Genomic DNA, 22,726 nt, shown 5'->3' with positions numbered 1-22,726 from the left:
GGTTGGCGGCGGACGTCATGGGGGTGCCGACCATCCTCATTGCGCGCACCGATGCCAACGCGGCCACCCTTATTACCAGCGATGTCGACCCGGCTGATCATCCCTTCCTCACCGGTGAGCGTACCCCCGAGGGTTACTTCCGCACGCGCCACGGGCTGGAGGCAGCCATTGCCCGAGGGCTGGCTTATGCTCCCTATGCCGATCTGATCTGGTGCGAGACCTCCGAGCCGAATCTGGACGAGGCGCGGCGCTTTGCCGAGGCCATCCACGAGAAATATCCTGGCAAGCTGCTGGCCTACAACTGCTCGCCTTCCTTCAACTGGAAGAAGAAGCTCGATGCTCATACCATTGCCACCTTCCAGGACGAGCTGGGTAAGATGGGCTACAAGTTCCAATTTGTAACCCTGGCCGGCTTCCACGCCCTCAATCAGAGCATGTTCAAGCTGGCGCTGGGCTATCGTCAGCGTGGCATGGCGGCCTACGCCGACCTGCAAGAAGAGGAGTTTGCCCTGGAGCGCGAGGGCTACACGGCCACGCGCCATCAGCGTGAGGTCGGTACTGGCTACTTCGACGAAGTGGCGATGGTCATCTCCGGCGGCCAGGCCTCGACAGTGGCGCTGGCCGGTTCGACCGAAGCAGAACAATTCCATTGATATCCTTCCATCCATCTTCTGGTCACTCCTGACGGGTAGCGGCGAACGCCGACGCGCTTGAGCGTGCCTGCACCGATGTCGTACAATGGGGGGGAAAACGACGGAGGCTGGTGGGCGCGTTCAGGCGCGTCAGGCGTATCGGCGTGCCCCCATTGTTGTCAGGCAGAAAGGCGAAGCGAAGCAGATGACGAAGCAGAGCTATCCAGACGGGCTTGAGATCAAAGCACCGGTCCCGCCCGAATACGCAGAGATACTGACGCCAGAGGCATTGCACTTTGTGGTGACGCTGGTGCGCGAATTCGGGGGGCGTCGCGAGGAGCTGCTGCGCAAGCGTGTCGAGCGGCAGGCCGAGATCGATGCCGGCAAGCTCCCCGACTTCCTGCCAGAGACGGCCCACATTCGTGAAGGAGACTGGACGATCAACCCCGTCCCTGCCGACCTGCAAGACCGGCGTGTGGAGATCACCGGTCCCGCTGAGCGCAAGATGATCATCAATGCGCTCAACTCGGGGGCCAGGGTCTACATGGCCGACTTTGAGGATGCCCTCACTCCCACCTGGGCCAACCTCGTGCAGGGGCAGATCAACCTGCGCGACGCCGTCCGGCGCACCATCAGCTATGTCAGCCCCGAGGGCAAGAGCTACCGCCTCAATGAGCAGATCGCTACCCTGCTGGTCCGTCCCCGCGGCTGGCACCTGCCGGAGAAGCACGTCCTGCTCGATGGCAAACCCATTTCCGGCAGCCTGTTCGATTTCGGCCTCTATTTCTTCCACAACGCGCGCGCCCTGCTCGAGCGCGGGACTGGCCCCTACTTCTACCTGCCGAAGATGGAAAGCCACCTGGAAGCGCGTCTGTGGAACGATGTCTTCCTCCTGGCTCAGGAGCAGCTCGGCATCCCGCGCGGGACAATCAAGGCCACGGTGCTCATCGAGACCATCCTGGCGGCCTTCGAGATGGACGAGATCCTCTACGAGCTGCGCGAGCACTCAGCGGGTCTCAACTGCGGACGCTGGGATTACATTTTCAGCGCCATCAAGAAGTTCCGCAATCACGAGCAGTTCCTCTATCCCGATCGGGCCCAGGTGACGATGACCGCGCCCTTTATGCGGGCCTATACGTTGCTGACCATCAAAACCTGCCATCGGCGCAATGCCCACGCCATTGGTGGCATGGCGGCCCAGATCCCCATCAAGAACAATCCGGCGGCCAACGAAGAGGCGATGGAGCGCGTGCGTGCCGATAAGCGGCGCGAAGCGACCGATGGCCATGACGGCACCTGGGTGGCTCATCCCGGCCTGGTGCAGGTGGCTCAGGAGGAATTCGATCGCGTCATGCCGCAGCCGAACCAGATCGATCGCAAGCGCGAGGATGTGCAGGTGACCGCTGCCGACTTGCTGCGTGTCCCCGAGGGCACTATCACGGAGGGCGGCCTGCGTACCAACATCAGCGTCGGCACCCAGTATCTGGAGGCCTGGCTTGGCGGTCTGGGCTGCGTTCCGATCAATAACCTGATGGAGGATGCCGCCACCGTCGAGATCTCGCGCTCGCAGATCTGGCAGTGGGTGCATCATCCGCGCGGCATCCTGGACGATGGGCGCAAAGTAACACTGGAGCTGGTACGCCAGCTGGCGCGCGAGGAGCTGGAGAAGATCAAGGCCGCCCTTGGCGAGCAGACCTATCAGGCGCGCCGCTACGAGCAGGCTTACAGCCTCCTCGATGGCATTATCGCCAACCGCGAATTTACCGAGTTTCTGACGCTGCCGGCGTACGAGCTCATCGATTGATGAGCCTGCCGATAGATGTGGGAGGAGGGAGAAGATTCCTCCTCCCGCTTTGTTTTGGTTGGGACTCTGGCCCTTGTCCCTCTGTCCTTACAGCTCATCTTGCTCAGCAGCGGCTGGCGCTGGCCGTCCCTGAGCCGACCAGAGAGCGGCCCGGGCTTCGATACCCCTGATGAAAGCGGTTTTTGCCTCGGTATAAGCTGCGGCGTCGTTGGGGAAACGTGCCGCCAGCGCCCGCTTCAGGCGCGCGTACTCCTGGGCTGTAGCCGGATGGGTGCGCAGATAATCGCGGAAGAGCAGGTGACGCTGCCAGAAAGGACTGTTGTACTCCACCATGTGCAGATGGTGGGTATGTTCCTCACCGCGGAGCTTGCGAAAGTAGCATCGCTCGGGGATAAAGTGCTCAACCTCTGGCAGGTACTCATAGCCGAGAGCACGCAGCGGCTCGATACAGGAAGTGGCATGCGAGAGCTGGTCGACTGCGGCCATAATATCGATAATGGGCTTGGCGGCCAGACCGGGTACCGAGGTACTGCCGATATGCTCGATAGCCACCAGCCAGGGGCCGATGGCCTCAAGCAGCCGTTGGCGCTCGGCGGTGTACTCCTGCGGCCACTGCGGATCGTAGTCAACCAGTACAACGCGGCGGCTCATACGGTGCGATACCTTTCCAGCAACGACCAGGCCTCTTCCTGGATCTCCTCCGGTGAGCGCAGTCTCTCCTGCTCATCGACGCAAGAAACGATCTCCCAGGGACCATCGGCGTGGGCGCTGGCCAGCTGTTCATAGACCTCGGCGCAGCGTGCCAGATAGGCGGCATTCTCCTCGTGGATATCGCGTGCGTCTGATCTCCGCTGCTGCTGCGCGCGCGTCGCCAGCAGCCTGCTGGCGACCACCACCGGCAAGCGCAGATAGAGCGTGAGCGTGGGGCGCGGTAGACCGAAGACCTCATACTCCAGGTGCGCCAGCCATGCCAGGAAAGTATCGCGCTCTGAGTCGGCAAGGCGCGCTCCCTGGTGGGCCAGGTTTGAGGCCACGTAGCGATCCAGCAGCAGGAGATCGCTTTCTGTCGCCAGGCGAGAAAGCAACTCCAGACTTTCCAGCCGATCGCCGGCGAAGAGCAGTGCGGCTGAGCGTGGCGGCACCTCCGCCAGAGGACCGAACTCGCCGCGCAGATAAGCGGCCACGCAGCGCCCGAAAACCGTCTCGGTATAGCGAGGAAACGACAGACTGGTCACGCGCAGTCCCTGGCGACGCGCCCGCTCCTCCAGCAGGCGCAGCTGCGTTGTCTTACCGGCCCCATCGATTCCCTCAAAAGCCACCAACATCGAACGACAGGCTCCCTTCTTATAGCTCTTCCCTTTCTCGGCGCCTCCCCACCAGACCAATGGAATGGATTGGACCAGGACCCAGGCCAGGGGCTGAGATCTGAGGCCCCCCTCTCTGCATGGCCTGGGCCTGCCCATCCGCTGAACCATTGCTAGAGATCACGGCTGCGCGTGCGAATAATCTCCGTAATATGGGCCACAAAGTCCGCCAGTGGCTGCGTGCCGCGGTTTTCATTCGTCCGCAGGCGCACCGCCACACTCTCGCTGGCCGTCTCCTTATCGCCGACCACCAGCATATACGGAATTTTCTGCAACTGAGCATCGCGGATCTTGGCGTTCATGCGCTCGTTGCGGGCATCCAGCTCGGCGCGCACGCTGGCGTTCTTTAGCGCAGCCAGGACCTTCTGAGCGTACTCCAGATGGCGGTCGGCGATTGGAATCACCACAGCCTGCACGGGAGAGAGCCAGACTGGGAAAGCGCCGGCAAAATGCTCAATGAGCATAGCCATAAAGCGCTCCGTCGAGCCTGTCACCGCGCGATGAATGATCACTGGGCGGTGAGGCTGGCCGTCCTCGCCGATATACTCCAGCTCGAAGTTTTCCGGCTGCACAAAATCCAGCTGGATCGTTGAGCACTGCCACTCGCGCCCCAGGGCATCGCGCACCATAAAGTCCATCTTTGGCCCATAGAACGCCGCTTCACCGATGCCCTCGCGGTACTCGATGCCGTGGTGCTCCAGCGCAGCCCGCAATGAGCTTTCGGCCAGCTCCCAGACCTCATCACTGCCCACATAGTCCTCCTTCTTCTGCGGATCGCGCAGAGAGAGGCGAATCCAGTAGTCGTTGAGGCCGTACGTATTGAAGACCTCTAGCGTCAGATTGACAGCGCGATCGAACTCCTCCTGAATCTGGTCAGGGCGCAGAAAGACATGGGCGTCGTCCTGTGTCAAGCTGCGCACACGTGCCAGGCCCGTCAGCACGCCGGGCTTCTCATAGCGGTAAAGCGTAGCAAACTCGGCGTAGCGGATCGGCAGCTCGCGGTAGCTGTGCAGCTGCGACTTGTAGAGCAGGATATGATGAGGGCAGTTCATCGGCTTCAGGACATAGGCATCATCCTCTGACTGCTCTTCCTCGTCGCGCATCACTGGAAAGAGGTTTTCTCGATACGTATACCAGTGCTTGGAAATCTTATAGAGCCTCGTTTTCCCGAGATGACCCGTCCAGACGTGCTGGTAGCCGTAGCGTTCCTGCGTCTCGCGCACATAGGACTCCATCAGGTGGCGCAGCATCTCGCCGTGGGGTAAGAAGAGCGGCACCCCGGCGGGGACATCCTCGCTCATCAGGAAGAGCTTCAGCTCGCGGCCCAGCTTGCGATGATCACGCTTCTGAGCTTCTTCGAGGCGCCAGAGGTACTGGTCGAGTTCTTCCTGCGTGAACCAGGCCGTTCCATAGAGGCGCTGCAACATGGGGCGATGCTCATCGCCCCGCCAATAAGCGCCAGCGACCCGCATCAGCTTGAAAGGGCCGATCTGGCCCGTATGCTCCACATGGGGGCCGCGACAGAGGTCGAGAAAATTGCCCTGCTTATAGATGCCGACCTCCTCGTCGGGCAGGTTCTCGATAATCTCGACCTTATAGACCTGGCCTTTGTTGCGGAAGTACTCCAGGGCCTTCTCGCGCGGCCAGCGCTCATGAATGAAAGGATACTTGGCCTCGATGATGCGCCGCATACGGCGCTCGATCTCGGGAAAGTCCTCGGGCGTGAGCGGGCGCGGCAGCTCAAAATCATAATAGAAACCATCTTCGATGGCCGGCCCGATGGCGAAGCGGGCTTCGGGAAACATCTCCTGAATGGCCTCGGCCATGACGTGGGCCGCGGAATGGCGCATACGCTGGAGCGGCGTATAATTGACCGTTTCTTGAATTTCAGCTTCGACAGATTCTGCTGGCATCTTTTCGAAACACCTCCCTGTCTGGCCTACTGGTGCACTCGCTCATAGACGAGGTTGTCCCTTCGCTAACGGAACAGACGGAACAACAAAAAAGCCTTTCATCCCAACAGGGACGAAAGGCCGAAGAGACTTCCGTGGTTCCACCCATCTTCCGCAGGCGCTCATCCTGAGCAGGACTCGCATGCCAAAGGAGCTACTCAAGCTCACGCTGCCTAACCAGCGCCACTAATATGGCTCTGGCAGGAGAGCAAAGACCTGCGCTCGTGCGACCGCTAACGGGGTCGAGGCGTGTACCTTACTGGCTCGGTACAGGCTGGCGAGGGGTATCCCATTCCGTACTCCTTTTCCGAGCAGAGTGGTTGGCTGGCGCTCACAATTAGTAGCGAGCTAACAGAGCAACCAAGCTGCTGCGGAAATGGATCTCCATCTCCCTCGGGCAGGCACGCTTGCAGCCGCTGGCGTTGCCTCTCTGGATGCCCTGCGGAGGGGACATGTCTCGCGTGATCGCCGCTGTTGCTGATCTTCTCTTGTGCTTGGAGATGCTTATGATTACGCTGTCGTCTCGCGACGAGACGCTGGGGCCATAATCTCAGTGCTTCTAAGTATAGCACACTTACCGTCAAGTGTAAAGGACAGCCTGAGAAAAGGGCACGAGATGGCTGTTGCAGGTTTGATCTATACAGAGTATTAATCTTCCTTTTAATATAGCTTGCTTGCTTATAAGAGAATTCTTGTGTAATATAAAATGAAAGAATGATGGTTGTAATAAGAAACGATATCTGTTATAATCAATTCATCAATCTAATGTGGGAGGAGGAACAGGCCAACGGGGCAATGGGAACATCCTGGGATCTGGCGCTGAAGCGGCTCTTCGAGCTGGCGGCTCAGGATTTTGTCGAGCTTGTTTTGCCCGAGGCGCGTTATCAGCGCGATGCCTCCGCCGAGTTTGTGCTTGCAGATATTCCGCTCTTGAGAGAGCTAGGAGCGCTGCGGGCTGATGTGGTGAGCGCCTGTGAGCTGGCGGGCAAGCCAGTGATGGTGCATTTAGAGTTTCAAAGTGGTCCTGATGCTCGAATGGCCGAGCGTCTGCTGTTGTATAATGTTCTTGCGGACCAGCGCTATCGATGCCCGGTCTGGTCGTGTGTTGTCTATCTCCGTCGTTGTGCCGCGCCGCTCACGCCCTATCAGCGTGAGTTACCTAACAAAAAGAAGGTGCATGAATTTCATTTCCTGGTGCTGAAGCTCTGGGATACGCCAGCGGCGGAACTGCTGCAGTCGGGACGCTGGGGCACGCTGCCGCTGCTGCCTTTGACACGTGAAGGGCAACGTCGTGAGCTGATTGTGGAGATGAAGAGGCGTCTGGAGCAGGCCGGACGCTATGACTTGTTGGCCATCGGTTTCTTGATCGCGGCCCTGGCCTGGGCTGCGGCCCCGGCCAGTGAGCGTCAGTGGCTAAAGGAGCAGTTTACTATGCTGGCTGATTTCATTCAGGAGCTGAAACAGACAGATATCTATCAAATGATTCTGGAGGAGGGGTTGAAGGAGGGGCGTGAGAAAGGTCTCAAGGAAGGACGTCGGGAAGAGCGGGCCGAGCGCCTGAACGAATTGCGGCGCATGCTGGTAGTCATGGTATCTGCTCGCTTTCCCGAGCTTGGTGAGCTGGTCCGGGAGGTTGCTGCTGGCATCAACGAGCCAGCGGTCTTGACCGAGCTGGTAGTAAGCGTTGGCCTGATCCAGGAAGGAGAGCAACTTCGCCAGCGATTGGTGGAGCAGACGAACGGGCGTCGTCGCCCGTCCAACGGTAAAATCGAGCATCAGGAGCAGTAGACAGCCATCCGCTGTACTGGCTGACTGCTCCTGCTCTGTGCTGCTGAAGATGAAGGCGAGACTGCTCGCCTTCTAACTCGAGCGCCGCCGACTCTTCAGCAGCGTTGCCAGGCGCACCTCGCTCATGATCATTCCCAAGCAGATGCAGGCGCCGCCCACCCAGGCCAGGCCGCTCAAGGTCTGGCCTGCCAGCGTCCCGAAGATTCCCGCCCATACCGGCTCGCAGGCATAGATCAGAGCCGCATGTGTGCTACTGATATACTGCTGGGCCCAGTTCATCGTCCCCATACAGAAGCCGATATCCACCACCCCCATAAAAAGCACTGCTCCCCAGATTGGCGCGCTGGCTGGCAACAGCAATCCCTCATGGGTCAGCAGTGCCGTTGTCAAACTCAGTGCTGAAGTCGTGGCCAGCTGGACAATCGCCAGATTGAGAGCATCAGCCCCCACCACAAACTTGCTGATGCAGACGATATGCAATGCGAAAGCAATCGCACAGCCCAGAATCAAAGCTTCGCCCAGGCCAAAGCTCAAATTGAAATCCTTGTTCACCGACAGCAGCGTCAGGCCCAGCAGCGAGAAGAGAAAGCCAAGTCCTGCCTCTAGCGAGGGGCGCTGGTGAAGGAGCAGGACGGCAAAGAGCGGTACCAGGGGAATATAGAGGCCCGTAATAAAGCCTGCCTTGCTCGTGATCGTGTACTGTAAGCCCAACGTCTGCAGAGCATAGCCGCTAAAGAGCAGCAGACCGAGAATCAGGCCACTACGCAGCTCAGCACCTGTCAGATGGCGTAAGTGGCGGCGAAAAAGCAGCGCCAGCGTCAGCGCTCCGATGCCGAAGTTATATCCCAAGTAGGTAAAGAGACCGACAAAATGGATGGTGTACTTCGTCACCAGGAACGTACTGCCCCAGATCATCGTCACCACCAGAAGCAACCCATCGATGCGCAGGCGCCACCAGAGTCCTCTTGCGAGAGACGGTGCTCCAGGAGCAGAGACTGAAGAGACCAGCTCGGGCTGTTCTGGCCGAGCGGAGGGCTTCTCTTGTGGGGTCATAGCGATGAGACAGGTACCTTTCCAGGGGACCGCGAGCCTATGGTTCCCAATTGTCTATCCAGCAACGCTGCTATTGCACCTCTCCCCGGTCTCCGCCTGTCAAGGCAGCGCGGAGGTCGCAGGGCAGGCAGAGAGGTACGGTTATCCTGGCAGGCTCGGCTATCTATCTGTCGTCGGAGCCGAGCGGTAGGCTGCCAGGCAGCCGGTCATCAGTCTAACACAAAAAGCCCCGCCCCGTCAGCCTGTGGCGGGCGGAGAGGCGGGAACAAGCGACGGCGGTGCTGAATAAGGGAGAGCAGAGACAACGTCGCTAGCTGTGGGTGTGGCTGGGGCTGGCCTGCAAGGTTGCCACGTTGGGAAGATCGGCCTCGCGCCGCAAAGCCTCGACCAGCTCACGCAGGAAGAGCTCGGCATCCGTGACCAGGCCAGCGGCCTGGAAGCTGCCGCGATCGGCCAGCTTCGTCACCACTGCCGGGTTGATATCCACCACCACCGTACGCACGGTGGCCGGCAGCAGGTTACCAGTGGCAATGGCGTGCAGCATGGAAGCCACCATAATGGCCATTTCCACCCCTTGCAGGGCCTGGCGCATTTGACGCTGTGCCTCCTGCATATCGGTAATCACGCCCGGCATCGGGCCATCGTCGCGGATCGAGCCGGCCAGCACTAGCGGCACCTGATGCTTGATCGCCTCATAGGTCAGCCCTTCGCGGAGCAGGCCAACCTCGACCGCCTTCTCTAGTGAACCGACCGCCCGAATAGCATTGATCGCGCGCAAGTGATTGCGATGGCCACCCTCAACCTGCTCACCCGTGTGTAGATCGACCCCCAACGAAGTCCCGAAGAGGGCTGTCTCCACATCGTGAGTCACAATAGCGTTTCCTCCGAAAATGACCTGCACGTAGCCGCGGCGGATCAGCTCCGCTACATAGCGGCCCGCCCCCGTATGGATCACCGCCGGACCAAGCACAAAGAGAATCTTCCCCCCGCGGTCCCGCGTCTCCTTCATCTGGCGCGCGATATGCTGGATCATCAAGATCTTTGCCTTCTCGGAAGAGACATCGCTCTGCATAAAGGCGAAGATCTCGCGCTCGCGTGCGCGTTCAAAGGACTGCACGCGGATGCCTTCGTGACCGACCACCACCTCATCGCCGATCTCGACCTCGTGCATTGGCTTGCAGTAGGCACGGCGGTGCTCACGATCAATGACGATGGCCACATCCATCTCGATATGCTCAACGTCGATCCACTGGCCCCCGAGCCGGACCTGGGTCGGTAGGTTCGTCGTCGAATAAAAACCTTCGGGGAGCACTCCCCGCTGTTCCACACGCGCTGTGCGCACATCGTGGCCATTGACCAGCATCGCCCCAAGTTGCTGTAGCTCCGAGAGAATCAGATCGAGCGTCTGCTCGTCGTTGGCCTTGATCTCCATGCGCACATAGCTCGGCTCGCTCTTATGCTTCCCGACCTGAATCTCCTGGATGAGGAAGTCACCGCCGCGATCCATGATGATGTCCCAGGCGCGCGGCAACGTCCAGGAGTCAATGATATGTCCAGTGAGTTCAATAATTTCGCTTGCCATGAGAAGAGCTTCTCCCAGACCAAACAAGATGGAACAACAGGCAAGCACAGCTGCTTGTGCTGTTTTATTTGTAAGTAACAGGGCAAGAACAGAACAGAGAGGAAGAGAGGCGACTCCGCTGCCACCTGTGACCCCGCGCGCTGTTCTTGGGTCCAGTTTAGTGCGCCCAGGCATAGCTGTCAACTCCTGGCGCCGGCCTGGAGCTGCTGCGGTACTGGCTACCAGCGTCGTCCGATAGGGCAGATGGTCTGGAAGGGGCAGGCACGGCACTTGGCCGCCTTCTGGCGAGCAAGGAGCGGCGGCTGCTCGGCGCTGCAGCGCTGCATCTCTTCTAGTAGGCGAATCACTTTGCGCCGCAGCGCTGGCGTATATTCGATCGTAAACTCGTTGTCGCCATAGCGCAGAATGCCGTGCGTCGGGGGAACAGCAAAGTAGTCCTCCAGAATCAGGCAGTAAGCGCCGATCTGCACCACGTGGTTGCTATAGGGAGCGGTGGCATTCTGCACCTGTGGCTTCAGCTCGATCGGCACAGGTCGCCCATCTGGTAGCTCGACCACGTAGTCCGGCTTGCCAACCAGCGGATAGCTGTTCGATGCCAGCGGCTCCCCCTGGCCGTCAGCGTCCTCATAGACAAGGGTGCCCTCGGGCAGGCCCAGAGCACGCTGGCGCTCCGCCAGCAAGCGGGCACGCTGGGCAGCGCGCTCGTTGCGTAGCAGGAGCAAGAGCGCGATGGCAATGAGCAGAACAGCAAGGCCAAGCGAAAGCAAGATGCTATTGAGCATGGTTCGTTTCTTCGTTCAGGCGCTCTCTGTTGCTCATGATGCGCCGCGTCGCTCACTCATGCTCGGCGGGGCACTGGCTGCTCTGGGCGAGCGGAGCGAGCGCATACCCTCAACCGACCAGTTAGCGCAGGAAGACAGCGGCGGCGATCAGCGCGATGGCGCTGATCAAGAGCACAATGGCGACCAGGGTGAGCCGGCGACTACAGCCGGCGAAGGGAAGCGCGCGCGCCTCATCGTAAACATCTTCCACCGCTTCTGCGTGCTCTCGATGCTGCTCCTGTCCGTTGTCGAAGGCACCTCGTCGTAGCAAGAGACGCTCGTGAAGCTGGTACTCTGGGAGCGCTGTGGCCTGGGGGCCATGCTCATGCTCCAGCTCGACCATGCGCGCGAATAGCTCTTCTGTATCTGCCTGGGCGGCTGGCTCGTATTGCTCGTACCACCAGGCGAGCGGACAGTATTCAAAGGCTGCCACCTCGCTGGCGGTAAAGTAGCGCTTGGATTTCTGTCTTCCTCGCGACAGGCGTTGCTCTGGCTGCATGGAGGCTCCTCCACCGCGGTGGCGTAACGGCACTCCCTTGCGCCTTCATCGGCACGGGGCTTATTCGCTGCGAGCGGCCTGATGCGCCTCGCTGGTCCCGGGGCTGGAGCTGGCCGTAGCCCCATTGCTGGAAGTGGAACCGGCCAGCCCAAGCTCATCGGCAATGCGGGACATGGCCGTGATGACATTGGCAATGTGCTCGTCAAGGTCAACGCCAAGGTCGGCGGCTCCGCGGATGATGTCCTCGCGGTTAACCCCGGCGGCGAAGCCCTTCGTTTTCATCTTCTTGCGCACCGACGAGACCTCTAGTCCAAGAATACTCTTGTTGGGCCGCACCAGAGCGGTGGCGGTGATAAGGCCGGTGATCTCGTCACAGGCATAGAGTGCTTTGGAGAGCAGATCGCTGCGTGGGTGAGTCTCGGCGTTGAGGTCGTTATGAGCCAGGATGGCGTAGATAATGCGCTCGTCGTAGCCGGCCTCGCGCAGCCAGCCGGCCAGTACGCGGGTATGCTCTTGCAGGTCAGGATATTCCTCGTAGTCGCAGTCGTGCAGCAAGCCAGTGATGCCCCACAGTTCTTCGTCCTCGCCATAGTGGCGAGCGTAGAAGCGCATGGCGGCCTCGACAGCTAACATGTGACGCTGCAGATTCAGGTTTTTCACGTGTTCAGTCATCAGACGATAAGCGTCATCGCGAGTTGGCATATGCGCGTCTTCTCCAGTTACTCTCATTTCTCTCAGGTGAGTGTCCTGGGAGTTTCTATTATAGCACAGGTCTTCCGTCGCGGCGTATGGCCTGCTGTTGCCGGTCCGTGGGAAAAGCAGAGAAAGGATAGCGCCCCACGCGCAAAGTATGCTATACTGGGAGCAATCGAGGTGGGCGCGGCGCGCTCAGCTCGTTGCAGAGCAGTGCTGGCCCCGCGCTCCTCGGGAGTGAAGCATCATTGCAGCATTTCTCACCTTTCTATTCTATGCCTGTTACCGACGGCGGGCTGCATGCGGGCCGCTGCGGGTAGCGGCAGATCTAGATAGGGGCTGGTTTTCTCGATGAGCGAGATCAAGGTCAATCCGGGCGAGCCGTTTGATGTCGCCCTCAAGAAGTTTAACCGCCGCGTGCAGCAGGATGGCATTCTCTCTGAGGCCCGCCGTCGCGCGCGCTACGAGAGTCCGCAGGACCGCCGCAAACGCAAGGCGGCTAATCTGCGCCGTAAACTTCGTCGTTCGCGCCGTGGTTAGGGATGGCGGCAGGCCCGCATGGGTATGTTGGCCGTCACCCTCTGCCGATGATCGCCGTTCACGCTGCTCCTCTCTGGGAGAAGGGGGGAGCTTGCTGAGGAGGGTGGGACCCACCTGACGCTCCCCTACTGCCGAATGGGGGCGTGTCCTTCCCTCCTGTGGCTCTTTCTCGTCTCCCTTTCACCTTTCTGTAGAAAATATCTCTCGCGCTCTTTTCCCCTTCCTTTGAAGCCGAGACGCAACACCCGAATCCGCGGCGACGCCTGCTGGCCGAAGATTGCCTGACTCGCCTTTGGGCTAGGCGCGCGGCGTCACTCCCAGGCCAGGAGCCTCGGGCAGGACCAGCTTGCCCTGGACGACTTGTACACCGCTGAAGGGATCGTTATCAACGAGGAGATTGCCGTCGAGGTCGGCATAGTCGACCAGTGGCGTCAGGTGAGCGGCTGCGGTGATCGCCACTGAGCTTTCGATCATGCAGCCCAGCATGACCTGGAGGTGATGGGCGTGGGCAGCGTGAATCAGCTTGAGGGCCCGGTTGATACCGCCACATTTCATCAGCTTAATGTTGATGCCGTCGACGCAGCCGGCAAGACGCGGAATGTCTTCCAGGGAGACACAGCTCTCATCGACAATGATCGGGACCGGGACCTGCTGACGCAGGAGGCGCAGGCCCTCCAGGTCACTGGGCGCGATGGGCTGCTCGACAAACTCTATGCCGTACTCGGCCAGGGCGTTGATGGTGCGAATGGCCTCCTTGACGGTCCAGCCAGCATTGGCGTCAACACGCAGGGTGGCCTGCGAAACGGCACGAATGGCCCGCACGTTCTCCACGTCATGCCTGGTCCCTACTTTGATCTTGAGAATGGGATACTTGCCGGCCTGGGCCGCTTTCTCGGCCATGCGCTCGGGGGTATCGAGGCCGATGGTGAAAGAGGTGAGGGCGCTCCGCTCGGGATTGAGACCGAGCAGGCGATAGAGTGGGAGGTTGAGCCGCTTGCCAGCGAGGTCGTAAAGGGCCATGTCGATGGCGGCTTTGGCGGCAGGGCTGCGCCCGATGATCTGGTCGAGACGCTCAAGGATGTCTTCGATCAGGAAGGGATCATCTCCAAGCTCCTCGGCGAAGTGCTCCAGGCAGGCGCGCGTGGTGGCCAGGGTGTCGCCATAGTAGGCTGAAGGAGCGGCTTCGCCGTAGCCGCTGAGGCCGTCGTGGGTGATGGTGACGAGCAGATTGTCGGCGACCTCTTCGACGCCACGCGAGATGCGGAAGGGCGTACTGAGTCTGAGCTGCAATGGATGAGTCTCTAACTGCATGATTGGCTGCTCCTTGCTCTCCTCGGAATCTTGATTGCTGCGGGCTGGCTCCTCCTGACTCCCATCGCGCTTCCTCCTTCGCTCTCTCCTCGGACCTGACTGGTTGACTCCAGAGCTGCTCTCTCAGCATAGGAGGTCCAACGCAACGCCAGGGCTGGAGGGCCGTATCTGCTTCAGAGCATAGCATAGGAGGCCAATGGCTGTCTGCTCCTTGCTCCTGGTTTGGTCTGGAGAAAGGTCGATGATGAGGTTGCGACAGGCTTGAGACTGAACTCTGCCTTCATTGCAACAGCGACTGACTATACTCTCTCCTGTACCGACGCCCTCGCTCCTGTAGACAGTCAGACCTACAGCCTGGCGGCTCTCTCGGGGGGCCGGGTTCTCGAGCAAGAAGCTAGAAAAGAGGAAACAGAGCATGCATATGAATGCGATAAAGACAGCACTTTATACGTATTTGAAGCGCTGTGTCAGTTACTGTTTTAATCTGCTGAATCGCCTGCTCGGCGGGAAGCTGCCGCCCTTCGGGAGTGCAGCGGTGGTCGTCGAAGAGCAGGGGCGCTATCTGGTGCTGCTCCTTCCCAGCGGGCGGGCAGTCTTCCCTGGCGGCTTTATGACCTGGCGCGAGCACCCACGCGAGGCCGCAGAGCGCGAAGGACGTGAGGAGACGGGGCTGCTGCTGGAAGCCGATGATCTAATCAATTTTTATTCGCTGGCAACAACTGACTGGCGGGCCCTCAGTACGGTCAGCTTTGTCTATCACGCGCGGGTGTGCGGCGGACAGCTGCGGATGGGTATGGAGGGCCGCCCGTGTTGGCTCCCGGAAAACGAGCTGCGGCAGCGCATGGATCACCAGTCGCTGCGTGTCCTTGATGATTACCTGAGCTATCACCGGCGCCGACACAAAGAGCTGAGCCGCGTCAAAACGCTGGTGCCCCTGATGCGCTGAGATTCTGGCGGCGTCTGGGGAGAGGCTGTCGCCGTTGGCCGCCTCTCCCGCAGGCACCTGCTTGTGTTTCGACCTCCTCTCTATAGTAGTAGCAGAACATACGGATATATACTAATTGAAAAGTATATATCCTTTTTAGGATAAGATGGTAATGATAATAGAGAGGAGAAAGATGAACGTTACGCGCCTCAGAAGACTCCTCGTGTGTGCCGTAGCCATCGGGCTGATCGTACCGGCCTCGCTGGTGGTGGCTCCGCCGCGGGCGCGAGCCCTGCCCCAGGCTGAGCCGATTGGCAAGGTCAGCGTCTTTGCAACCGGACTCAACAACCCGCGGGGGCTGCACTTTGGTCCTGATGGGCAGCTTTACGTCGCTGAGGGTGGTCTGGGTGGCAAGCACTCTACAGTGGGGCGTTGTCAGCAGGTGCCGCCGCCGATTGGCCCCTACACTGGGGGCTTCACTGCTCGCATTTCACGCATTGACCATCATGGGAAGCGAGTGACGCTGATCGATCACCTGCCTTCCAGCCAGACCAGCCAGGCCAGCGAGAGCACGGTGAGCGGTGTCTCAGATCTCGCTTTTATCGGCCATACCCTCTATGGCCTGCTCGCTGGAGCTGGTTGCTCCCACGGCGTGCCCCAGGTCCCCAATGCTATTTTCCGCTTTGAGCCGGGGCGCCATCGCGTGGTCTACATCGCCGATCTCAGTCATTTTCTGCAGACACATCCGGTCAAGCATCCTGATCAAGAGGACTTCGAGCCTGACGGGACCTGGTATAGTATGGTGGCCGTCGATGGCAGCCTGTACGCGCTGGAGCCGAATCACGGGGAGCTGGATCGGATTACGCCGCGCTGGCAGCATGACCGCCATGCAGGGAGTGAGATTGAGCGCGTGGCCGATATCTCGGCCAGCCAGGGCCACATCGTCCCGACGGCGGTGGCCTTCCATCGCGGCCTCTTCTATGTGGCCAATCTGGGCACCTTCCCGGTCCGTGTTGGCACAGAGAAGCTCCTGGCGATCACGCCACATGGCCATGTGCGCGTTCTGATGAGCGGGCTGACGGCAGTGGTCGGCCTGGCTTTTGATTGGCGTGGGCGCCTCTATGTTCTGGAAACCACTACGGCCAATAATGCCGGCCCGGTGCCCGGCACCGGCGTGATTGTGCGCGTCAGTGAGCGCGGACGACAGGTACTGGTCGCCTCCGGCCTCAGCTTCCCGACAGCCATGACCTTTGGACCGGATGGCAACCTCTATGTATCGAATAAAGGCTACGGCTACGGCCCTGGTCAGGGAGAGATTCTACGTATCCATCTCTCTGAGCGCTAGCTCCTGCCTTCCCGCGGGCCTGCGCGAAGCTCTATCTGGGCCTGGCCTGGCGCGCGGGATCTGCTTTTCTCTATGAGGGAAGGAGCGGGCGCGAGCCTGCTGACGCGCTGTGGACTCACCGTCAGACAAGCAGGCTCGCGCCCGCTTCCGCTTTGCACACCCAGCTTTATCCATCTTATAGTCATGGTTGACGGGAGGGGAGAGGGAGATGACCTGCGAGGCGAGGAAGAATAGCAGGGAAAGAGGGAGGAAGCTCTCTGATCTGAGCACGGCTAACTGGGGGAAGGCGCTGATGTAGAGGCGTGCAGGGAACGGAGCGGGTACAAATTGTTGAGAGATTTCTCCCAGAATGGACGTAATATCTATACAGCTCAGCCTGCTACAAGGAAGGCAGCCAAGCGGACGTTTCAGCGATCGAAAGGAGGCAACGATGCTAAAGGAGAAACGTCGCCATCCTCATGGGCGCGCGTAGCAGGAAGCATCTTCTTTCTCTTACCAGTCGGTGCCGGCTGGTAAAAAGCCACTCATTACCATCTTCTCCGTCCCGACAGGACAGAAGCCAGAAGAGAGGTTACCCGTGCGTAAGAGCAGACCATTCCCTTTGGCCTTCATTCCGGCCTTGCTCTGCCTCATCGCGCTGCTCGTGGCCTGTGGCGGTGGTCAGAGCAGCACGAGTAGCACGCAAATTGCGCCACCTGACAAGCAGGTGCTGCGCATCCCCATCGGCGCGACCGATTTTGGCACGCTGGACCCGGCCCTGGTCCAGCTTGCCGTCGATGCCAACACCATTCAGACAATCTGGACGGGCCTGGTCGAGTGGGACCACAACGTGCAGCTCCGCGACCAGCTAGCCCAGTCTCATGAGGTCTCTGCTGATGGCCTCACCTACACCTTCCACCTGCGGCCCAACCTCAAATTCAGCGATGGTACGCCGCTCACCTCGCAGGACGTTATTTACAGCATCGACCGCACCCTGCAGCCGGCCACCAAGTCGCAGGTTGCCTACTATCTCAACCTGATCAAGGACTACGACAAGATCACCAGCGGTAAGATCCCGACGTTGATCGGCGATAGCCTGCTGGCGCCCGATCCCAACACGGTCGTCATCAAGATCAGCAAGCCCGCAGCCTATTTCCTGCAGGCCCTGACCTACCCCTGTTCGTACGTGGTCGAGAAGAAGCTGATCGACAAGTACGGCAGCAAATGGACCGACCACCTGACAGAGGGAGGTGGTGACGGGCCCTTCAAGGTTCAGAGCTACGATCACACCAAAGGCATCGTGCTGGTGCCCAATCCCAACTATTACGGCCCCCAGCCCAAGATCCAGAAGTTGGAGTACCTGATCTCTGGTGACCAGGACACCACCTTCCGCGCCTACCAGTCGCATCAGTTCGACTACACCGGTGTTGTTGGCATCCCGCCGGCTCAGATCGACGCTGTACGCAGCTCACCGGAGTTTCACGAATACGTGAACTTCCGCATCAGGTACATCACCATGAACTACCTGGTGAAGCCCTTTGACAACATCCACATTCGCCAGGCTTTCGCACTGGCCATCGACAAAAAGCTGCTACAGCAGACCGTCTTCAGGAACACTGTTGAGGCCACCAATCACATTGTGCCCGAAGGCATGCCGGGCTACAATCCCAACCTGGTTGGCCCGGCGGGGGTGAGCAGCCTCTCCGGCGATAAGGCCAAGGCCAAGCAGCTCTTGCAGCAGGGTCTGCAAGAAGAGCACATGACCTCGCTGCCGACCATCACCTTCAACTACTACACCGACGTCAAGGCCATCGTTGACGCCTCTCAGGCCGTCGCTCAGATGTGGCAGAACGTCCTCGGGGCCAATGTCAAGCTGGTTGGCACTACCTACGAGAAGCTCATCACTCTGGAGAACGCCACTGTTAATAACCCCAACGGCCTGCAGGTCTGGATCTCCGGCTGGTTGGCCGACTATCCTGATCCGCAGGACTTCCTGTCGGTCTTCTTCGACAAAGGCTCCGGCTACAACCAGATGAACTACGGTCAGAACAACTCGACCGATGCTGCGAAGCAGCAGCAAGTTCAGAAGCTTCTCGAATCAGCCGATGTCAACCTGAATCAGACGGAGCGCATGCAGCAGTACAATCAGGCCGAGCAGCAGATCATCGATGACGTGGGTTGGATTCCCATCTATCAGAACAAGATTCAGCTCATGCAGAGCACGAAGCTGCACGGCATTGTCTACAATGGCCTGTCGCTCATTCCGCCCGACGACTGGTCCAACATCTACTTCACCGTCTGAGATAGTGCGCTGGCTGGCTGCCAGCAAAGCGCTGCTGAGTTAAGCCTGGCATTCTGCACTCACTCCTGGCCCGTCCCGCAGGCCCTCTGGCCAGGCGCGGGCCAGGAGGTCAGAATGCCAGGTTTTGCCTGTTACCAGGCTTGCCTGTTTCCTACCTGGTCAGGCATACTCTAGTCATACATTCCTGTGCTATGGTTGTAGCAGCAAGCGCCCTGGGGTTCCTGGACTGCAGCCGCCGGTGGCTGGCGGGGCGAGGCCCAGGGCGAGTAAGCAACGGAGAGTGGGAGTCCTGCGATGCTCCAATTCCTGGTGAAGCGCCTGATCGGGCTTATTTTTGTGATTGTGGGCATCACCTTCATCACCTTTATCATGGGGTATCTGGCCCCGGGTGATCCCATTCGGGCTCAGATGGGCGATCATTTTGACTACCATACCTGGCTGATGCTGCGCCATGCCTATGGGCTAGACCTGCCGTGGTATCAGCAGTACTACAACTACTTAGTGCATCTCGCCCATCTTGACTTCGGCATATCTTTCAAGTACCAGAATCGCGCGGTCTGGGACATTCTCAAGGACGGCGTGCCGGTTTCGCTGGAGCTGGCTTTCTGGGGCCTCATTGTCGAGCTACTGCTGGGCATTCCTATTGGCATTCTCTCGGCGATCCGCGCCAACAGCTGGATCGATACCCTCAATATGGGGGTAGCCCTGATTATTTATGCGCTGCCGCCTTTCGTCATTGCCATTCTGGCCCAGGTGATCATTGTCTGGATCGACAGCAAGACCGGGGCCAGCTGGCCCTCTTCGTCCTGGGGCGCACCCTGGCAATATGACTGGACTGACCTGCAGCCGAAGATTGTTCCCATCCTCGTCTATGGGGCTGCCGGCTACGCCTATTTTGCCCGTTTAGCGCGAACGACTATGCTGGAAGTACTGCGTCAAGATTACGTGCGCACGGCCCGCGCCAAGGGGTTGCGCGAGCGCGTTGTCATCTACTGGCATGCTTTGCGCAACGCTCTCATTCCGCTGGTGACCGTTCTTGGGGTGGCGATTGGCCTGCTGGTCGCCGGTACCTTCTTCATCGAGCAGATTTTCAACATCCCGGGGATCGGGCGCATCTCCCTGCAGTCCGTTATCGACCTTGACTATCCCGTCATCCAGGCTACCGTCGTACTGCTGGCGGTCGGCGTTGTGGTCGGTAACCTGATATCCGATCTTCTCTATACGATTGTTGATCCGCGCATCCGGCTTGAATAGGGGAGAGCGAGGAAGGAGAGAAAGCAGCATGTCTATGGATGCACAGCACAGGCCGTCTGAGGCCGGCGGTGAGAGCTTCGTGATGCCCGATGCGGGCCTGCAGCCTCCGCCGGCTGAGCTTTTGGAATTAGCTGCCGGGGTGAGCGAAGCCCCGCCGTCTGCCATTCCTCCCGGCGAAGAGGAGGCGCAGCAGGAGCGGCGCGCGCCCTCGCCTCTGCGGGAGTCACTGCGTCGCCTGCGCCGTGACAAGCGGGCGATGGTCAGTCTGGGACTGATCATCTTCTTCGTGCTGGTCGCCTTCTTTGGACCCCCTATCTACCAGCGCATTGGCGGCGTCTACCAGAGTCCCCAAAACGGGCCAGTGCCCGCCAGCGTCTATCACAGCTACTATCATGAGGAGCTGATTCGCCAGGATGAGGGGCCTTCGGCTCAATACTGGCTGGGAACCGATGATCTGGGGCGCGACATTCTGGCGCGGCTCATGCAAGGGATGCTGGTCTCTATCATTGTGGCGGCCCTCGTTGAGGTCGTAGACATTGTGCTGGGCCTGATTGTGGGCGTGCTGGCTGGCTACTTCGGGGGCTGGATCGATCAATTGCTGGCGCGCTTCACCGATCTGATGTTTGCCTTCCCGGGCCTGCTCTTTGCCATCATGCTGACCGGCATCATTGGTCCAGGAGCCTCCGACGCTTTGGCCAGGCTCCCGATCATCGGCCCCAACGGCAACGGGCGCCTGCTTCTCGTCTCGCTGGCTCTGGCAATCACCGTCTGGCCGCTCATGGCGCGCTACGTGCGCGGCCAAACGTTGCAGCTCAAGGAGCAGCAATTTATCGAGGCGGCGCGCACCTCTGGCAGCAGCAACCTGCGCATCATCTTCCGCCACATCATCCCCAATCTGATGAGTATCGTCGTGGTGGCCTCGACGCTCAACATCTCGAACACCATCATTGGCGAGGCCGGCATCAGTCTGCTCGGTCTGGGTGTCCAGGCGCCCGGCTCCAGTCTGGGCCTGATGATCTCCGATGCCACGCCCTACATCAATACCCACCCCTGGGAGATCCTGGTCCCGACGACTGTCCTCGCCCTGATCGTGCTGGCCTTTTCCTTCCTCGGAGACGGCCTGCGCGATGCCTTTGACCCACGCTCCAAAGATTGAGGGCCACGCTTGCCCGTGGCTCCTCAATCACCCGGGCGTGCTCGCTTCTCTGGCCGGCCTGGCGACAACTGGCATGAGAGGCGGCTGCCTGAGAGCAGCAGGCCCCTGCGCCAGCGTGGCCCGGCCTGATTCTCCGGCCAGCCTAGAGACGGGCGCTCTCCCAGTTCGCTTCGCTATTGGCGAACATGCTGCCAATGGCGGCGATCACCAGATAGGCGAAGGTCAGCACGCTGATGATGATGAACCACTGGGTATTGCTGATCAGGCTGGTCCACGAGTAGAAGAGCGTCCCAATGATAGCCAGAAAGCAGGCGACCGAGCCGCAGAAGACACAGCCCCAGAGGATCGGGGCCGGCACGATGCGCCGCTCCCGCAGCAGAGGATGGCGCATGCCGTGGAGCCGGATCAGGTTGAAGAAGAGGAAACCCGCCGAGAAAGCCCAGACAAGGGTCGAGGAGGCCAGCATCACGTTGTAGACCTCGGTCGAGAGATTCGCCGGCGTCGTGATCTGGACCGTGTAGGGCGCCAGCAGGAAGACGAAGGCTGTCACCATAATGGCCACCAGCGCCTGGAAGCAGATGGCGTTGGCCGGCACGCGCTGGCGATTAAGCCTGGCTACTTTCACTGGCAGGCGCTGATCGATGCCGGCAACCATCAACAGGCGGGCGTAGGCGTAATTGTAGACGACCATCGCCATGACGAAGAAGCTCATCAGGCAGAAGGCGGCAACGTTGCCCATGAACTTGCCCAGCGCCAAATCGATCACGTGCACCAGGGCGAAAGGCGCGGCCCCGTCCTGGGGACCGGCGACCACGAGTAAGGCGAAGGTGGCGACGCCGTAGCCGACAATGACCAGCAGGGCCCCCCAGAAGAGATGTCGGGTGATCACCCGTAGCCGCGCAACCTCGCCTCCCATGTTGAGCGGTACCTCTGTTCCCAGATACGCCAGGGTGATCAGGCCGAAAAGATATAGGTTGCCGCTGTTCTTGTCAACACGAATGCTCCAGTCGGAGAGATGACTGAAGCTGGTGGCTGACGGATGGCCGCCCAAGAGCCAGACCAGCCCAGCCAGACCAAGTAGAACCACCGCCAGCATGGTCAGCCCTGCTACGAGGTTGACGAGCTTCTGAACAGCGCTGTAGCGCTGGATGGCCAGGGCACTGGTCAGGCCGATGAGGGCAATGATAAAGAGTCCCTGCTGCCATGGCTCGGTAAGCCAGCCAGGGTTCAACCCCTGTAAATAAGAGACGATGACGTCTCCTGCGCTGATGATCACAAGGACGCCAGGGAACCAGGCGCAGAAAGCCGCAAAGAAGCTCCAGTAGCCACCGAAAGCTTTGTGGGTCCAGTTGTAGAGCGAGCCTTCGTGCGGAAAGATCACGCCGAGCTGGGCGGTGGCGATGACACCCGGAATGAAGAAGGCCAGAGCGCCAAGCGCCCAGTAGGTGAAGGCAGCAGCTCCGCCGGCGACAGCAGTGGTGGCGTTGGTGATGAAAAAGACGATCATCAGAAAGGTGGCGATCATGTCCCCCGTGCTGAGCAGACGGGGCATGACCCGCGGAACGTAACTCTCCGATGGCAGAGCCGCTTTCCAGACTTCTCGCTCGCCCTCTGGCTGCTCTGCCTCGCTCTCAACCAGAGGGCTGGCACTCTGGCGGTTGACCCCGCCTTTGCTGGCTTCCAAGCCGCCTCGCTCCTGTTGCATACGCATAGCCCTTCTCCTCCT

18 protein-coding genes and 1 pseudogene are annotated in these 22,726 nt (G+C 60.0%); 9 read left to right on the top strand and 10 right to left on the bottom strand.

Annotation, left to right across the window (positions count from 1 at the left end):
- Together BGC09_RS10840 and aceB are read left to right on the top strand one after the other, a co-directional pair.
- Positions 1 to 653: pseudogene (locus tag BGC09_RS10840) on the top strand (isocitrate lyase); the annotation flags it as partial.
- Positions 654 to 837: 184 nt separating this feature from the next.
- On the top strand, positions 838 to 2,436 hold the full coding sequence (gene aceB, locus BGC09_RS10835) for a malate synthase A (protein WP_069804017.1): 1,599 nt from the start codon (positions 838 to 840) through the stop codon (positions 2,434 to 2,436).
- 87 nt (positions 2,437 to 2,523) lie between these two features.
- Here the strand turns inward: aceB and BGC09_RS10830 are convergent, their stop codons facing one another.
- From BGC09_RS10830 to thrS, 3 genes are all read right to left on the bottom strand, one after another.
- The gene (locus BGC09_RS10830; protein WP_069804016.1) at positions 2,524 to 3,087 is read right to left on the bottom strand and encodes a GrpB family protein; all 564 of its coding nucleotides are present in this window, start codon (positions 3,085 to 3,087) and stop codon (positions 2,524 to 2,526) included.
- The gene (locus BGC09_RS10825) at positions 3,084 to 3,761 is read right to left on the bottom strand and encodes a nucleoside/nucleotide kinase family protein (RefSeq protein ID WP_069804015.1); all 678 of its coding nucleotides are present in this window, start codon (positions 3,759 to 3,761) and stop codon (positions 3,084 to 3,086) included. Before BGC09_RS10825 ends, BGC09_RS10830 begins: the two co-directional genes overlap by 4 nt.
- A gap of 152 nt (positions 3,762 to 3,913) precedes the next feature.
- Complete coding sequence (thrS, locus tag BGC09_RS10820) at positions 3,914 to 5,713, bottom strand: threonine--tRNA ligase (RefSeq protein WP_069804014.1); 1,800 nt, start codon at positions 5,711 to 5,713, stop codon at positions 3,914 to 3,916.
- 753 nt (positions 5,714 to 6,466) lie between these two features.
- On the opposite strand from thrS, the gene BGC09_RS10815 reads away from it, so the two are divergent.
- Complete coding sequence (locus BGC09_RS10815) at positions 6,467 to 7,540, top strand: RpnC/YadD family protein (protein WP_141727742.1); 1,074 nt, start codon at positions 6,467 to 6,469, stop codon at positions 7,538 to 7,540.
- A 72-nt stretch (positions 7,541 to 7,612) separates the two neighbouring features.
- On the opposite strand, the gene BGC09_RS10810 is transcribed toward BGC09_RS10815, so the two are convergent.
- From BGC09_RS10810 to BGC09_RS10790, 5 genes are all read right to left on the bottom strand, one after another.
- Positions 7,613 to 8,593, bottom strand: a complete 981-nt coding sequence (locus tag BGC09_RS10810; RefSeq protein WP_084658399.1) for a DMT family transporter — start codon at positions 8,591 to 8,593, stop codon at positions 7,613 to 7,615.
- A gap of 310 nt (positions 8,594 to 8,903) precedes the next feature.
- Positions 8,904 to 10,175: an ornithine cyclodeaminase, nickel-pincer nucleotide-dependent gene (locus BGC09_RS10805; RefSeq protein WP_069804012.1), complete on the bottom strand. Its 1,272-nt coding sequence runs from the start codon at positions 10,173 to 10,175 to the stop codon at positions 8,904 to 8,906.
- A gap of 218 nt (positions 10,176 to 10,393) precedes the next feature.
- Complete coding sequence (gene cas4, locus BGC09_RS10800) at positions 10,394 to 10,957, bottom strand: CRISPR-associated protein Cas4 (protein WP_069804011.1); 564 nt, start codon at positions 10,955 to 10,957, stop codon at positions 10,394 to 10,396.
- 121 nt (positions 10,958 to 11,078) lie between these two features.
- Positions 11,079 to 11,495, bottom strand: a complete 417-nt coding sequence (locus BGC09_RS10795; RefSeq protein ID WP_069804010.1) for a hypothetical protein — start codon at positions 11,493 to 11,495, stop codon at positions 11,079 to 11,081.
- Positions 11,496 to 11,555: 60 nt separating this feature from the next.
- Positions 11,556 to 12,197 (bottom strand): HD domain-containing protein, encoded by a 642-nt coding sequence (locus BGC09_RS10790; protein ID WP_069804009.1) that lies wholly within the window; start codon positions 12,195 to 12,197, stop codon positions 11,556 to 11,558.
- A gap of 342 nt (positions 12,198 to 12,539) precedes the next feature.
- Here BGC09_RS10790 and rpsU point away from each other — a divergent pair, with 342 nt between their 5' ends.
- Positions 12,540 to 12,728 carry a 30S ribosomal protein S21 gene (gene rpsU, locus BGC09_RS10785; RefSeq protein ID WP_052890055.1) on the top strand — a complete coding sequence of 63 codons (189 nt, stop codon included), beginning with the start codon at positions 12,540 to 12,542 and terminating at the stop codon, positions 12,726 to 12,728.
- A 297-nt stretch (positions 12,729 to 13,025) separates the two neighbouring features.
- On the opposite strand, the gene BGC09_RS10780 is transcribed toward rpsU, so the two are convergent.
- Positions 13,026 to 14,039 (bottom strand): dipeptide epimerase, encoded by a 1,014-nt coding sequence (locus BGC09_RS10780; protein ID WP_069804008.1) that lies wholly within the window; start codon positions 14,037 to 14,039, stop codon positions 13,026 to 13,028.
- A gap of 421 nt (positions 14,040 to 14,460) precedes the next feature.
- Here BGC09_RS10780 and BGC09_RS10775 point away from each other — a divergent pair, with 421 nt between their 5' ends.
- From BGC09_RS10775 to BGC09_RS10755, 5 genes are all read left to right on the top strand, one after another.
- Positions 14,461 to 14,985, top strand: coding sequence for an NUDIX domain-containing protein (locus tag BGC09_RS10775; protein WP_176728899.1), 525 nt, complete (start codon positions 14,461 to 14,463; stop codon positions 14,983 to 14,985).
- A gap of 172 nt (positions 14,986 to 15,157) precedes the next feature.
- Positions 15,158 to 16,309 (top strand): ScyD/ScyE family protein, encoded by a 1,152-nt coding sequence (locus BGC09_RS10770; RefSeq protein ID WP_069804006.1) that lies wholly within the window; start codon positions 15,158 to 15,160, stop codon positions 16,307 to 16,309.
- Positions 16,310 to 16,886: 577 nt separating this feature from the next.
- Complete coding sequence (locus BGC09_RS10765) at positions 16,887 to 18,590, top strand: peptide ABC transporter substrate-binding protein (RefSeq protein WP_084658397.1); 1,704 nt, start codon at positions 16,887 to 16,889, stop codon at positions 18,588 to 18,590.
- Between the two features lie 294 nt (positions 18,591 to 18,884).
- Positions 18,885 to 19,844 carry an ABC transporter permease gene (locus tag BGC09_RS10760; protein ID WP_069804004.1) on the top strand — a complete coding sequence of 320 codons (960 nt, stop codon included), beginning with the start codon at positions 18,885 to 18,887 and terminating at the stop codon, positions 19,842 to 19,844.
- A gap of 28 nt (positions 19,845 to 19,872) precedes the next feature.
- Positions 19,873 to 21,000 carry an ABC transporter permease gene (locus tag BGC09_RS10755; RefSeq protein ID WP_218104017.1) on the top strand — a complete coding sequence of 376 codons (1,128 nt, stop codon included), beginning with the start codon at positions 19,873 to 19,875 and terminating at the stop codon, positions 20,998 to 21,000.
- A 142-nt stretch (positions 21,001 to 21,142) separates the two neighbouring features.
- Here the strand turns inward: BGC09_RS10755 and BGC09_RS10750 are convergent, their stop codons facing one another.
- Positions 21,143 to 22,711 carry an APC family permease gene (locus BGC09_RS10750; RefSeq protein ID WP_069804003.1) on the bottom strand — a complete coding sequence of 523 codons (1,569 nt, stop codon included), beginning with the start codon at positions 22,709 to 22,711 and terminating at the stop codon, positions 21,143 to 21,145.
- Positions 22,712 to 22,726: the final 15 nt, after the last annotated feature.

Source organism: Thermogemmatispora onikobensis, from assembly GCF_001748285.1.
GTDB lineage: Bacteria > Chloroflexota > Ktedonobacteria > Ktedonobacterales > Ktedonobacteraceae > Thermogemmatispora > Thermogemmatispora onikobensis.
This window is presented reverse-complemented; position numbering and strand designations above follow the sequence as displayed.

Coding starts and splice junctions, on each gene's coding strand:
- BGC09_RS10780 (WP_069804008.1), bottom strand. CDS start 14,039: ATGCAGTTAGAGACTCATCCATTGCAGCTCAGACTCAGTACGCCCTTC.
- BGC09_RS10770 (WP_069804006.1), top strand. CDS start 15,158: ATGAACGTTACGCGCCTCAGAAGACTCCTCGTGTGTGCCGTAGCCATC.
- BGC09_RS10795 (WP_069804010.1), bottom strand. CDS start 11,495: ATGCAGCCAGAGCAACGCCTGTCGCGAGGAAGACAGAAATCCAAGCGC.
- aceB (WP_069804017.1), top strand. CDS start 838: ATGACGAAGCAGAGCTATCCAGACGGGCTTGAGATCAAAGCACCGGTC.
- BGC09_RS10750 (WP_069804003.1), bottom strand. CDS start 22,711: ATGCGTATGCAACAGGAGCGAGGCGGCTTGGAAGCCAGCAAAGGCGGG.
- BGC09_RS10775 (WP_176728899.1), top strand. CDS start 14,461: ATGAATGCGATAAAGACAGCACTTTATACGTATTTGAAGCGCTGTGTC.
- BGC09_RS10790 (WP_069804009.1), bottom strand. CDS start 12,197: ATGCCAACTCGCGATGACGCTTATCGTCTGATGACTGAACACGTGAAA.
- BGC09_RS10760 (WP_069804004.1), top strand. CDS start 18,885: ATGCTCCAATTCCTGGTGAAGCGCCTGATCGGGCTTATTTTTGTGATT.
- cas4 (WP_069804011.1), bottom strand. CDS start 10,957: ATGCTCAATAGCATCTTGCTTTCGCTTGGCCTTGCTGTTCTGCTCATT.
- BGC09_RS10830 (WP_069804016.1), bottom strand. CDS start 3,087: ATGAGCCGCCGCGTTGTACTGGTTGACTACGATCCGCAGTGGCCGCAG.
- BGC09_RS10815 (WP_141727742.1), top strand. CDS start 6,467: ATGATGGTTGTAATAAGAAACGATATCTGTTATAATCAATTCATCAAT.
- BGC09_RS10755 (WP_218104017.1), top strand. CDS start 19,873: ATGTCTATGGATGCACAGCACAGGCCGTCTGAGGCCGGCGGTGAGAGC.
- BGC09_RS10810 (WP_084658399.1), bottom strand. CDS start 8,593: ATGACCCCACAAGAGAAGCCCTCCGCTCGGCCAGAACAGCCCGAGCTG.
- thrS (WP_069804014.1), bottom strand. CDS start 5,713: ATGCCAGCAGAATCTGTCGAAGCTGAAATTCAAGAAACGGTCAATTAT.
- rpsU (WP_052890055.1), top strand. CDS start 12,540: ATGAGCGAGATCAAGGTCAATCCGGGCGAGCCGTTTGATGTCGCCCTC.
- BGC09_RS10825 (WP_069804015.1), bottom strand. CDS start 3,761: ATGTTGGTGGCTTTTGAGGGAATCGATGGGGCCGGTAAGACAACGCAG.
- BGC09_RS10805 (WP_069804012.1), bottom strand. CDS start 10,175: ATGGCAAGCGAAATTATTGAACTCACTGGACATATCATTGACTCCTGG.